The organism is Desulfosporosinus meridiei DSM 13257 (assembly GCF_000231385.2).
Lineage (GTDB): Bacteria > Bacillota > Desulfitobacteriia > Desulfitobacteriales > Desulfitobacteriaceae > Desulfosporosinus > Desulfosporosinus meridiei.
Window position 1 is genome coordinate 2,039,763 of record NC_018515.1, and the last position, 13,107, is coordinate 2,052,869.

Below are 13,107 nucleotides of genomic sequence, written 5' to 3' on the forward strand. Positions count from 1 at the left end.
AATAGCACGAAACCGCCGGCCCTCTCGCTATGGGGATTGAATATTTTGTTACCCATCGATTTTAACAAACAATAGCGAAAAACTCGTTTGCAAATGTATCAGCGTAGTACCCAATAACTTAAAAATGGACATAGCTTCCCCCTCCCCATATCAGGGCAATTTTTTAAACATATACAATTTCGTGAGTTATCGGTGGAGATTTACCAAGGTTCATAAATTGTTTAGGTTTATCTGAACCGCAGCTAGGACACTTAGATAAATCCATTCCGGTAATCTTCTGGATAAGTTGTAGAGTAGAGGTTTTTTCCTTGGTTAATAGAGGCGTATGGGTAAGCTGCTTGCACAGCTTCAGGTTGGTGGTCTTATTACGATTTCCAAGCAAACCGTAGTGTCTAATTTTCATAAATCTATCCGGGAGAATATGAATCAGAAATCGACGGATAAACTCGTCGGCAGAGAGTGTCATCAACTTTTGCTTACTGTCATCCTTGTAATCCCGCCATTTGAAGGTCACCGTATCTTTTTCAAGGCCGACGATGCGCTTGTTGGAAATAGCCACTCTGTGAGTATACCGGCCCAGGTATTCAACAATACAAGTAGCATTTTTAAACGGTGGTTTGCAGTAAACAACCCACTCTTTGTTATATAAAGAAGAGAGCAGCTCTTCAAAATCCGTATTGTTGGCAAGAACGGCTTGGCTACCGTGAAATTCTAACTTGTTTTGGTAGTAGAGTTGTTTAAGGTAATATAGAAATTTTCCTCTAAACTTCCGAGAGAGAACTTTAACCGGAATGAAGAATTTCTTTCGACTGTTTACCCATTTTCCGATTGAAGATAATCCGCCGCCAGGGACAATTGAGTGAACATGAGGGTGATGTATGAGATTCTGTCCCCAGGTATGCAGGACCGATGTAAAGCCGATTTTTGCGCCAAGATATTTTTTATCAGACGCTAATTCAGTAAGCGTTTCAGCAACGGTCTTAAATAAGAGAGTATAGATCGCTTTTTGATTCTGGTAGGTCATTGAATTAAGTGAATCGGGGATTGTAAAAACCACATGGAAGTACCCGACATCCAGCAGATTACTTTTCTGGTTGTCAATCCAGCGTTCTTTGGCAAGAGTTTGGCATTTGGGACAATGCCTGTTGCGGCAAGAATTGTAGGAAATTCGAGTATGCCCGCAACTGTCACAAACCTCCTTGTGACCGCCTAACTGTGAGGTTCTGCATTTTTGGATAGCAGACATCGCTTTATGCTGGACCAGCGTGAGCTTATGGTTGGTTCGATAAGTATTGCCATAGTTGAGGAAGATATCTTGAACCTCAACCATTAGCCTTATCCAATTCAACAAGCTCATCCAGAGGACTCTTCACGTTAAGTGATTCGATTTTAAGTAAATGTAAATAGAAACACGTTGATGCAATGTCCGTGTGTCCGAGCAATTGTTTAATGTGAAAAACACTGACACCCGATGCCAGTAGATGAGTTGCAAAACAGTGTCTCATGCTGTGTACCGTTACATTTTTGCTGATATTAGCTTTAATAACATATTTATGGAACAGATTTTGAATAGCTCTACTGGTCATCGGAGCACTATTGCGATTTCTGCCGTAAAAAAGCCATTCTTTAGGACGATAAGCCTTCCAGTAAGTTCTGAGAATATCGAGGTTGGCTTGTGAAAGCAGAGCATATCGATCTTTACTGCCTTTAGCATTACGGATGAACAACTGCATTTTGCTGCTATCGATATCTGAAACTTTAAGCGCAGCCACTTCACTAAGGCGAAGCCCTGCACCATAAAGAGTCATGAGAATGCATTTATCTCTTAAATTATCGCAGGCATCAAAAAGGGCCTGAATTTCCTCTTTGGTAAGAATTTCGGGGAATTTACGTTGTTTGCGGTGGCGGGGGATTTGCCTTAGATTCAACTTAATGTTAAATGTGACACCGTACAAAAAACGAAGAGCGCTGTTGTAAGTGTTTACCGAGCCAGAAGCTAACTTTTTTTCTGTCGTGAGATAGTGGAGGAACTGTCGAATATCCTCTTGGCCCAACTCGGTGGCAGGTTTATTGTAGTGTTCTTGAAAAAGTTTTACTTTGGTGTAATACTCGGCCTGGGTGTTTTTACTTAACCCTCTAAGTTCCACATCGAAAACTAATTTGGCTAAAACCTCTTCCTTTGTCATAGAAAAACATCTCCTTTAACGTAAAATCTCTAACATTTTACAGGAGATGCTAAAAGGCTTACAGTATATTTGATTAACCAGCAAAGACAAACTAACGAAAACCACCGCGCCAGCGGTTTAGTGCTATTCTTAAACCCATCAGTATAAAAAAATACCGTCCTACCTCGGTGTCGGATGCATCGACAGTACCAATGCTAAGCAGAAATATGGATAACTTGGTTTTGAATTATTGAAAGAAGAAAATAGAGGCACTGTAATTTAGCATAACGAGGGTGATAATGAATGGCAAAGAATCGGTTACACTGTAGCTTTAAGTCATTTGTCAGCTTAGGGAAAGAAGAAATCACTGATTTGATAACGCATCTGGAACTAAAAGACTTAGTGCCTATCAAATATGGTCTTTCGGCAACTAGACCAAAGTTTGAATATAATTCATTATTGAAAAGCGATGTTGCTGAAGTTTGTATTTCACAGGGGCGTATAGCTATAAAAGGCAAAGTCTTTGTTATTGAATTAAGTGTAAGTGAATACTTCGCTAAACCACTTCTCCAAACATTAATAATAGAGGTATCTAAGAAAACCGACCTGACGTTTATTACCACACTTGTTAATGACTTATTTGCTATGCTTAGGGCATGCTATGCGTTCGTAGATTTGGATTACAATGGGGATACCTACACGTCAGGCAGAAGTATAGAAGACTGCCTTGGAGGTTTTAGTTGGGTAAACATCTTCGGGAAACCATATATAAATTTATGGGGTAGGGATAAATTCTTAAATGCTCCCGCATTTGAAGTTCGGGATTACGATGATTTCATCACTGTGATGATTCAGGAGACTCCATTTCATACTTCCAAAGAGGTAGAAGCAAAGTCTTCAGAATTAAAGAGCTATTTTGGTTTAGACTGTTTTTATAAGTTTAACTTAGAGAAAAGAAAAACCTCTTTTAATTCAATTAAAGAAATAATTGAGTACGACTTAGAGAACAAAAAAAGTATTCGATATCTAGCCCCTGATTTCCACAGGTATTATAATTACCAATCAAATTCCAAGTGTATGTTTCTGGTTCAAAAAGAGGTTCTTGACAAACTAGACAATTAAATTAGTAACTTCTGCTAATTCTTATTCGCGACCCAAAGGCTTCCACATTATTAACTAGCAAGGAGCCTTTTAAATAAATGGACTTACTATATCCTGGAGGTGTATAGGAATGAATTTTGGTGAGATTTTTAAGGATATTTCTGCGGGACTTTTGGTTACAGATGCAGATTTCAATGTGATCTGGGCCAATAAATTCGAGGAAGAGTTCTATGGGAAAACCGTTATGGGTTTGTGGGCTTTAGATTGTCACAAAGAAGAAAATCGCCAAAAGATTGCCAACTTTATATCGCGGTTCAAATCCGGGGAATTAAAATCCTTTACAAAAATAGCCTTTGGGATGGTTATTACCTATAGTAGCTATTTTAAGGATGGGGAGTTTGCCGGAATGATTCGAACAAGAATTTATTTGCCCGAAGGGGCTGATGCAAAGGAGACAGCTCATTATCCAAAGTAAAACTATAAATAGAGTGATGTATTATGATGCTGCGGTAATCCCCAGAACGCTAGTGAAATGGAGCTTTAAGGAGGATTATGAAAGAAGAATTAATTATTAAAGCAGTAATTGATGAATTACTAACCTTACATTTGCAATTACAGAACAATACCTAGCTGTTAACAAAGTTGTATATTGAAAATGATTTATGGATATTAGAAATGAAGTGAAATCTGCCTCTTTTGTCGCTTCATATAAAGGTGATGATTCAACAGATGAAGTAAATCGCCGTTTTATAAATAAACTGCGTATTTGGTTAGGTACCTCTCAGTAAGACGTTCATAATTATAGTTAATACGCATTGTTCAATATACCTATCCTATAAATGCCGTCCCACCTCCTATGTAGTTGCACGGCATTTGTAGGATAGTACCAATGCGAAATTGAATTAACTAGGAGAGTGACATATGCAAATTGAAATTTTACTTAAGAAACTTGCCAAACCAGCACAAAGAGCAATTCAAAATGCAGGTATAACAACAATTGAGCAACTTTCATCATATAGTGAAAAAGAAATCTCTGAGTTACACGGAATAGGAAAAAATGCAATAAATGTTATTCGTCAAACTTTAAACGAGCATGGAATAATTTTTTCAAGTAAGAAAGAGTAAAGTTTTTTATCTCTTTTAGAAGGATTGGTCAATGATGCCACCTAACCTCAGTGTTGGGCGGCATTTGTAAATAACTAAATGATCACTAAATGGGAGTTTAGCGAACATCCCTGTCGGGGTAAAGACGCAATCACCGAAATTCTTTTCAATTCCTCAGCGATCTCCTCCAAATAAATTTATGCAGGTATCATTTAATTAGGCTATTGTATCTTTCAGGGCCTTTTTTGAATTTCTTGTCCAGTATAAAATGAAGCGGAACTAATCATAATAAATGCGAATAATAATATTCTATATTTTACCTTTATCGCTAAATTATTAATCTAAGGTGTTGACCGCTTATGTTTTGGAAAAAGAGGAAAAGTGGAAGCGACCGGAAACAAAATGACCCTAACAAGGAAGTTGAAAATACAACTTTAACACTAGATACTCTGAAAAACATTGTGGTGAACATGGATGATGCAGAAATCATTGAACGTCAAATTAATCCAGACCATAAGGTTACACTTCTGTATATAAGAACGTTGATTAATCAAGAACGTTTGAATGATGAAATTATTGAACCGTTGATCCATCATTCTCCAGCCCCTATTCACGAATGTATAAACGTTTGTAAAGCATCGAAAGTCAATGACTTAGATGAGGCTCAGAGGCAACTGATGGAGGGGGCGATACTTCTTCGTGATCGTAGTGAGGACCAATGGTTGGCCATTAAACTAGAAAATCCATTAAGCCGTTCCATTGAATCCTCTGAAACGGAAACCATTTTATTCGGTCCAAAAGATAGCTTTAGTGAACAAATAGAACAAAATGTTACACTGATTCGAAGGCGGCTACCACTGACGAAACTCAAAACGGAAAAGTTCACAGTCGGTTCTCTAACTAGAACACCGATTGTACTTATGTACATTGAGGGATTGACTAATCCTGAATTAATTACCATTGCGAAAAGTAAAATTCTTACTATTGATTATGATTTGTTTTTAGATTCATCTCAAGTTGCCGCGTTTATGGAGGATCACGTTCATAGTATCTTCCCCCAATTCCAACAGACAGACCGTCCGGACTCATGTGTTTATGCTTTGGGCGCCGGAAAACTCACGATTTTGGTTGGCAATACTCCATTTGCATTAATTGCCCCTATCACATTTTTTGATCTCTTTATCTCTCCCGACGATTATATCCATCGATGGCTGATTGGAAGTTTTTTGCGTGGCGTTCGCTTTGTAAGCTTTTTTCTTTCGCTGACCATGATCCCTCTCTATGTCGCTATAAACACACATCATTATCAGATGTTTCCCCTTCAAGTGCTATTCGTTTTATTAGAATCCAGAAGCAAATTGCCTTTTACCCCATTTTGGGAAGCATTTCTAATGTTAATCATAATCGAAATCATAATTGAAGCCAGTCTTCGAATGCCTACGAAGACTGGACAAACTTTAGGAGTAATTGGCGGGATTGTCATTGGGCAGGCTTCTGTTGAAGCCGGATTTGCAAGTAAAGTGTTAATTGTCACAGTAGGTATTTCCACAATTGCTTCGTTTTTAGTTCCCAATTATCTGATGGTCAAAGCTAACAGGCTACTTTTATTTGCTTTTATGCTACTTTCGTCAATTCTTGGAATATTTGGTATGGCACTTGGGTTCATTATAGTTCTCGTTCATTTGAATGGGCTTACATCACTGAAACAGCCTTACTTTGCCCCAATTGCTCCTTTACATATGAGCGATTGGAAGGATCTTTTTATTCGCGCACCCTTGCAGTGGATCAAGACGCGTCCTGTTTCTTTATATCCCCTGCAGAAATGGCGATCCAGCCGAAGGAGATGATCACTTGCCCTCACCTTCGTTATTTGAAAAATCGTCTCCCTTTAGCGGCGTTTATTTCATGTTGATGGTCAATCGAATGCAAATGCTTTACTATTTTATAATCATGCCGAGGCATTTAGTTCATCCTTATATGATTATGGGGATTATGGCCGTAGGAATCTTGTCGCAAGTTAATTTGATGCTGTTATCCAAGTGGTTTTCATCTGATTTTTCAGTGCAGGGTTATCAAGGATTCGTGCAGCTATTAGGTGAAAGGACGGTTAGAGTATTTGCTTTTCTTGGTTTGTTTCTAATCTCGCTCAGAATAACTGTAATGACACTGGGATTTGTGGAAATCGCGCACCAATATATATTTCCCTCGATGACTTCCAATTGGTTAATTCTTTCCATCTTTATAGTCTGCTTTTACCTAGCCTCTCAAGGGATGGAGAATACCATACGTTTTGTTGTGATCGCATTTCTAAGTACAATTTGGATGGTGATCATATATTATTCATTTTTCTTTCCGCCGATTGCTTCTATGCATGATTTATATCCTTTGATGCCGCCGGAATGGTCGGCAATTTCTTGGAAAGGGTTGTTATTGGTTTGGTCCTCACTGTCAGGAGTTGAATTTTTGGTATGTTTGACTCCTTGGCTAAGGCCAAAGCAAAAGATGCTAAAATACTTGACGATCGGCAATACGATCTCAGTCTTAGAATATCTAGTCTTATTTATATCATCGCTATTATTTTTTGGTTCCAATTACTTAGACAAAACGAAGTATCCTGTACTTGATATGGTTCGGTACCTGCAATTTCCTGCCTATGAACGAATTGATATAGTTTTGATCTCGGTCCATCTGTTTGTCCTTGTATTTGTTAACTCAATTTTCATTTTATTATTTTATGGGGCTATCCGAATCCTCTTGGGAAAAGGGGTGCGACAGACCACACGAATGGGTTTTGCGGCAAGTTTTATAATAATTCTTGTAAGTATCCTCGTAATCAATGAGTGGTTCTGGAAATCCGGCGAAGAACAGAACATTTGGCTGAACCTTCAGATTGGAGTAGGAGCATTCACCTACCTTTTAGTTCCGGCCTTCCTTCTGGTAGCCACTAAACTGAAGGGGCGTTTCAAAGTATGACGCATATAAAACGAGTAGTTTTATTGATGATAATAATAAATATCGTCTTTTTGAGCGGATGTTCTTCTTTTTTTGTGGAGAACAATACGGTCGAAGAAATCGCTCCTGTTATTTTCTGGTCTATCCAAGAAGGTGAGTCAGGTAAATTGAAAATAAGCACATTGTTGCCGCCATTGATCAATGAGAAGAAAAGTATGCTCACCCTTCAAGTTAATCTATTAAAACAGGGAAGAAAGGACTTTAATTTAGTTTATTATCGCGAATTGAAATTAGGACAACTCAGAATGTTGTTTATCAGCGAAGAGCTTGCCAAAAAAGGGATTCTTCCCCTTATCGACACCCTTCTCACAGATCCCGATATCTCCCAACGGCTCTATCTCGTGGTCATCAAAGGAAATTTTGATGATTACATCAGAAATCAAGTAGATAAACAAGAAAACCTAGATTATTTTCTTTATCGCATGCTTAAACATTATGAAACAAAAAATCAAGGGGATATCACTGTAATTAATTTGCATCAATTCTTGAAACGGTTGTACTCTCCATTTTCAGATCCCATACTGCCTGTTTTTAAAGTTAACAAAGAAAATTTCATCTACAATGGAACTGCCTTTTTCAAGGATGACAAATTAGTTGCAACCATCAGCGACATGAATGATCAAATTCTCCAACTCCTTAATAACGATTATTACCTCAAACTCTTACCGATTCCGTCCTTAGCCGTCTCTTTAGGTCAGATTCGTTCAAAGGTTATTATAAAATTAGCTCCAGACTACTCGTCAATTTCAATTAAGGTGAATTTGGTTGGCAGAATCGAGGAGTACCGGGGGGATAAAAATATAGTCGATAGTGACGAATTAGAGGACCTTAATCAAGAGATCAAATCCTATTTGGAAAAACAAACAACTGCGTTACTACAGAAAATGCAACAGTGGAAAGTTGATCCTTTACAAGTGGGGACACACTCGCTTACCCCCTTCTCGCAACCAATCAAGGACGAAGAGTGGTTAAGGAAATGGGGGAATATGGAATTACAGATCAATTATCAGCTTGATCTCCAAACAATGACGAATGTGAACAAATAAGTGATGGATGAATTAAGATTGGTCGTTGATTAGTGGACAATCACATCTCAAATACATCAAATAAAGTTACTCGACTAATCTAAACATTGCTATTAGCATCTCACAGTTAATCTGTGGTTTTTTGCACAGGATGCAACTCGCACGTATAGCGTTGTTCATATAGTGTTAGATATAGATGGATTTTTAAAAGAAGATGGTGTATGGGTTAAGGGATCTAGTATTGATTTTTTAACAACAAATTTCGGACTTTATGTAACCGCAAAAAAAGATGGAAAACGCAACACAAGAGGACCTCAGGCGATTTTTAAATTACTTAGCGCGATAGGAATTACTTGCAGAATTACATTCGCTAAAGACCCAAATTTTGAACGTATCTATAAAACTTTTGACTTCCAGTTGTTCTTAAACCCAGTAGTAAAAACAGCCGTCTCACCTATAGGTAGGTGGACGGCATCGCAGGAAGCGTGACATGAATTGGCTTATGGCGTGCGTCTTTTTAGTTCCTTGGTCAGTTGTTAGAGTTTTTGGATGTTTGAAGGTCAAAAACTATAGTCTGTTAATTAAGCTATCCTCATTATACGGAGGTTTGACTTTTATTAAATATTAAATTTTTCGGAAGTAATACTTCCTGTTGAATGGTTTACAAATTGGTTAAACCTTTTAAGGAGTAGTGATACATAGGCTCTGCTGAAGTTGCTATTTTTCTTATTCTGGACCCAATAGTGGATAATTAGTTTTTACTATAAGAAGAAATGTAATAGTTCATACTTGGAAATGCTAAACATAGTCATTCAGGAATACCCGAAACATCTTTTCGTGTTTGTTGTAAGGTGATTAGCGATTCAATCGTTCTCAAGGAGGTAAGTTATGATTTGGGGATATGGCATTTTCGATAACGAAATCGCTTCAAATATTAAAGACCAGTTCAGAGAGTTCCTCAGTAAAGGACTATCCAGAGAGGAAGCTCTATGCGAAACCGTGTCTATTTTTAATAACTACATGGAAGATGAATTAGCTTGTTTAGCACTAGCTTCTTTGCAAGTTCGTCATAATATATTGGTTTCACTGGATAATCTGGAAAAAGCCCTTAAACTAGCTAGTGGAAAAGGCAGATTAAAGTGGGAGAATGAAGAAGGACGAAGACTAGTCTTGGAGAAATTCGCTAAAGAACTAAAAGAGTTTATCTCGATGACTGGAGATGAAAATAAAAAAGAGGTAGACTGTAAAACCGATGAAATAACAGAAGATATGGATAATCTTTGGGAGCATACGCCTCAATGCCGTAAAAGATTACTTGCCGGTTATATCATACGAGAAATTGCGAGATTGACGATTACTGGTGGTACACTAAAAACTCTGAGTGAACAATTAAAACTAGATGATGAAGGTTATACCTTTTTACTTCGTTGTGGTGGCCTAGCTGTAACCAACGCAATTGAAGACTTACTTGAAACAAAGCAGATAAAATTAGTTTAGTTACTATCATAGTAGGTCAACGGTAAGCTTAAATAACTTGGTGGCTATGAAATGGCCAGATTATTGGATACGACAGTAGAAGAATTGTTTATATTAGAGTAACTTCTAGGTATTCATTAATAGCGTAACAAGGCAGCTTCAACAAATTCTTAATACGGTTCTGGTATGAGGAGGCTAGCATTTCCCACATTGCAGCGCTTATCGTAATCGTCGTATCGGACTTATGGAGTAACTGCGGTAAGTCCGTCAATGGACTTTCGCCAGATTTCTGTGTAAAATCTATATTTAGAAAACTAAAATGGATTGAGTGATTTTAGATGGAAAATAAAATGAAAATGGGTGGACATCATCACGGAATGGGAGGACATCCGCAGGGTAAAGGTGGTCATCCAAGTGGGCACCCAGGAATGAACGTTGACTACAATAAGAACCCGTTCATCGTAATCTGGGAAACTACTCGTGCATGTGGGCTTAAGTGCCAACACTGTCGTGCAGATGCGCAACCTGACCCGCATCCAGAGGAGTTAACCCACGAGCAAGGTATCGCGTTAATCGATGAAATCTACGAAATGGACAACCCGATGCTAGTTTTCACAGGTGGGGACTGCATGCTTCGAAAAGACCTTTTTGAATTAGCAGACTACGGTATTAAAAAAGGAATGCGTGTTTCGATGAGCCCAAGTGCTACTGTTGAAGTAACAAAAGAGCGCATGGACATGGCGAAAGAAGTTGGGATTTCTCGTTGGAGTTTCTCAATTGACGGTGCAGATGCTAAGACCCACGATGCTTTCCGTGGAATCGATGGAACCTTTGATTTAACAATCGAGAAACTTAAATATTTAAACGAAATTGGTATTTCTCACCAAATCAATACTTGCATTAACAAAGCAAACTTGCACCAACTTGAGCAAATGGCGGAATTGATGAAAGAGTTGAAGACTTCGGTTTGGTACATTTTAATGATGATTCCAACGGGACGTGCTTCACTGGATGATTGCATAACAGCTGCTCAGCATGAAGAAGTATTCAAGTGGCTTTACGAGTTAAGTAAAAACGCGCCTTATGATATAAAAACAACTGCTGGCCAGCACTATCGCCGTGTTGTATTCCAACAACGTGCTAAGGAAAACGGTACTACAGGTGAGGAAATCACTTTCGAAGGTACTAAGACACGTGACATGGCTCAATTCATTGACGGTCTGGCAAGAGCACCAAAAGCAGTTAACGATGGAAATGGTTTCATCTTCGTATCACACACTGGTGACGTTACACCAAGTGGATTTTTACCTTTAGTAGTTGGTAACGTTAAGGAAAATAGACTGCGCGACATCTACCGCGAAAGCCCTATTTTAAGAGACTTGCGTTCACCAGATAAGTATGAAGGTAAATGTGGTATCTGTGAGTACAACAAAGTTTGTGGTGGATCAAGAGCACGTGCCTACGGCGCAACTGGAAACTATATGGCCTCAGAGCCATTCTGCGTGTATATTCCAGAGAAGATTAGAAAGAAATAGAATTATATTGTGAACGCCTGCGATTTTTGTGGGCGTTTTTTGTTCTATCCCTACCAGCTCAAAGGCAGGGACGGAAAGGGGGCAAAGCATTGCTGAAAGCCAAACTTCAGGCACCGATTGTGAATCAAAGGATCATTAGCCGAGAACAACTGCTAAGGAAATTCCAGCGCGTCCTGGAATGGCTGGGTAAATGCGACCTGCCTTGGGCCTGGCTGTCGAACTCAGGGCATACACCTTTTGAACGTAAAATCCGATGAAGAAACGGGCAACGATATATATCCCTGCAGGAAAGGAATCCCAGTTCATTAAAAAAATTGAAGCGTATTCATCGGAAGTTACTGAAAAAGGAATCCCAAAACATAATGACTTAGTGCGCGCTATGGCTCCAACAGTGATTGCATTCCAAGATTGCCCTGGATTTTCAGCCCCATGAAGAATACTCGAATCAGGATAGCATTATTAGCTAGAAAATGATATCCAGATTTCTAAAAAATCTTGGTAAATGGTTATCTCCCCATCAATGTTTATGGTGTGGGGAAAATTGGCATGCTTAAATTTGTTAAACAGTGTAATATTTTTTATCTAAACGTGACTCATTATATGAAAGGGGGGTATTAATGAAACAAATTGAAACGCTGTATTTTGAATATAAACAAGATATCTATAGCTATCTGTTAAGCTTGACTCATGATCCTACCCTTTCGGAAGATTTGCTCTCAGAGACTTTTGTTAAGGCGATATTCTCTATGGGTAATTTTAAAGGTAATTCCTCTATTAAGACTTGGCTATTTGGGATTGCCCGCCACCTATGGCTGCAAAACCTGCGTAAAGCTAGACCTGCGGTGGAATATAGTGATCTTTTAGATGTCTATGTGGCAGACAGAAGCCTGGATCGTGTCATAACCAAGCAAATAGCCGATAGAGTCTATGAGTTGCTAAAAACCAAAGACGAGCGAACACAAAAAATAATCAATATGCGTGTAAATGGGATAAGTTACTTTGAAATCTCCGAGAGAATAGGTATTACGGAAAACTCAGCAAGAGTCATAGATTTTAGAACAAAAAAATGGCTTAAATCAGTTTTGGAAAAGGAGGGATTGATTTGAAGGCATCCTGTGAGATAATAAGGGATTTGATACCCCTTGTGAAAGATAATGTTGCCAGCCAAGAGAGTACTAATTTAGTTTCGGAACATCTAAAAAACTGTGAAAGCTGTAAACTTGAGTTTGGACATGAGGCATTGCCAATCCAAAAAGACGTTGATGATAAAAGAGTATTGGTTTCAATTAAGAAAAAACTTTTTCTTATCTCGTCGGCCCTATTACTCTTTGGAGCATTTATGGGCATGGCACTAAATAAAAATACGTCCTCAAACTTTATGCCCATAGTAGTAGTTGTCCTAAGTACTGTAATTGTGGGGATACTGATATTCAAGTTTAAATGGAAGGGGGATAAAAGTGTGAGTAGATTTTTTGTAGGAAAAGCTATTGGGACAATTATTGTCTTTGCAATACTAGGTATTTATCTATTGCTGAAATATCTGTTTCAGTTTTAAGAAGTTTAAACTTACTCTATGAGTGTGGTTGAAATGGCCCGTTCCAATTAATTGTGGCCCATTTAATCGGTGGCAGATGAAATTGAAGTCGCCCACAAAGTAATTCAGGGTGTCTATTTAGCGATAATTCTTGT

Annotated in this window: 14 protein-coding genes; 12 read left to right on the forward strand and 2 right to left on the reverse strand. The window is 38.4% G+C overall.

What is annotated here, in order from left to right; translation table 11 throughout:
• Positions 1-163: 163 nt before the first annotated feature.
• Together DESMER_RS09325 and DESMER_RS09330 are read right to left on the reverse strand one after the other, a co-directional pair.
• Positions 164-1,330, reverse strand: coding sequence for an IS91 family transposase (locus DESMER_RS09325; protein WP_014902800.1), 1,167 nt, complete (start codon positions 1,328-1,330; stop codon positions 164-166).
• Positions 1,323-2,186, reverse strand: coding sequence for a tyrosine-type recombinase/integrase (locus tag DESMER_RS09330; RefSeq protein ID WP_014902801.1), 864 nt, complete (start codon positions 2,184-2,186; stop codon positions 1,323-1,325). Before DESMER_RS09330 ends, DESMER_RS09325 begins: the two co-directional genes overlap by 8 nt.
• Before the next feature lie 282 nt (positions 2,187-2,468).
• On the opposite strand from DESMER_RS09330, the gene DESMER_RS09335 reads away from it, so the two are divergent.
• The 12 genes from DESMER_RS09335 (at position 2,469) to DESMER_RS09390 (ending at position 12,973) form a co-directional block, all read left to right on the forward strand.
• On the forward strand, positions 2,469-3,287 hold the full coding sequence (locus DESMER_RS09335) for a hypothetical protein (protein WP_014902802.1): 819 nt from the start codon (positions 2,469-2,471) through the stop codon (positions 3,285-3,287).
• Between the two features lie 109 nt (positions 3,288-3,396).
• Positions 3,397-3,741: a hypothetical protein gene (locus DESMER_RS09340; protein WP_014902803.1), complete on the forward strand. Its 345-nt coding sequence runs from the start codon at positions 3,397-3,399 to the stop codon at positions 3,739-3,741.
• A gap of 446 nt (positions 3,742-4,187) precedes the next feature.
• Complete coding sequence (locus DESMER_RS09345) at positions 4,188-4,391, forward strand: DNA-directed RNA polymerase subunit alpha C-terminal domain-containing protein (RefSeq protein ID WP_042333594.1); 204 nt, start codon at positions 4,188-4,190, stop codon at positions 4,389-4,391.
• A gap of 338 nt (positions 4,392-4,729) precedes the next feature.
• Positions 4,730-6,217: a spore germination protein gene (locus tag DESMER_RS09350; RefSeq protein ID WP_007787644.1), complete on the forward strand. Its 1,488-nt coding sequence runs from the start codon at positions 4,730-4,732 to the stop codon at positions 6,215-6,217.
• A gap of 4 nt (positions 6,218-6,221) precedes the next feature.
• Positions 6,222-7,343: a GerAB/ArcD/ProY family transporter gene (locus tag DESMER_RS09355; RefSeq protein ID WP_014902804.1), complete on the forward strand. Its 1,122-nt coding sequence runs from the start codon at positions 6,222-6,224 to the stop codon at positions 7,341-7,343.
• The gene (locus tag DESMER_RS09360; RefSeq protein WP_014902805.1) at positions 7,340-8,428 is read left to right on the forward strand and encodes a Ger(x)C family spore germination protein; all 1,089 of its coding nucleotides are present in this window, start codon (positions 7,340-7,342) and stop codon (positions 8,426-8,428) included. Before DESMER_RS09355 ends, DESMER_RS09360 begins: the two co-directional genes overlap by 4 nt.
• Before the next feature lie 162 nt (positions 8,429-8,590).
• Positions 8,591-8,896: a hypothetical protein gene (locus tag DESMER_RS09365; RefSeq protein WP_042333596.1), complete on the forward strand. Its 306-nt coding sequence runs from the start codon at positions 8,591-8,593 to the stop codon at positions 8,894-8,896.
• A gap of 399 nt (positions 8,897-9,295) precedes the next feature.
• Positions 9,296-9,904 carry a hypothetical protein gene (locus DESMER_RS09370; RefSeq protein ID WP_014902806.1) on the forward strand — a complete coding sequence of 203 codons (609 nt, stop codon included), beginning with the start codon at positions 9,296-9,298 and terminating at the stop codon, positions 9,902-9,904.
• Between the two features lie 317 nt (positions 9,905-10,221).
• Complete coding sequence (locus DESMER_RS09375; RefSeq protein ID WP_014902807.1) at positions 10,222-11,418, forward strand: TIGR04053 family radical SAM/SPASM domain-containing protein; 1,197 nt, start codon at positions 10,222-10,224, stop codon at positions 11,416-11,418.
• An 89-nt stretch (positions 11,419-11,507) separates the two neighbouring features.
• Positions 11,508-11,675, forward strand: coding sequence for a hypothetical protein (locus tag DESMER_RS23755; protein WP_158405962.1), 168 nt, complete (start codon positions 11,508-11,510; stop codon positions 11,673-11,675).
• 360 nt (positions 11,676-12,035) lie between these two features.
• Positions 12,036-12,524: an RNA polymerase sigma factor gene (locus tag DESMER_RS09385; protein ID WP_014902808.1), complete on the forward strand. Its 489-nt coding sequence runs from the start codon at positions 12,036-12,038 to the stop codon at positions 12,522-12,524.
• Complete coding sequence (locus DESMER_RS09390) at positions 12,521-12,973, forward strand: zf-HC2 domain-containing protein (RefSeq protein ID WP_014902809.1); 453 nt, start codon at positions 12,521-12,523, stop codon at positions 12,971-12,973. The genes DESMER_RS09385 and DESMER_RS09390 overlap by 4 nt, the downstream gene beginning before the upstream one ends.
• The last annotated feature ends 134 nt before the right edge of the window (positions 12,974-13,107 follow it).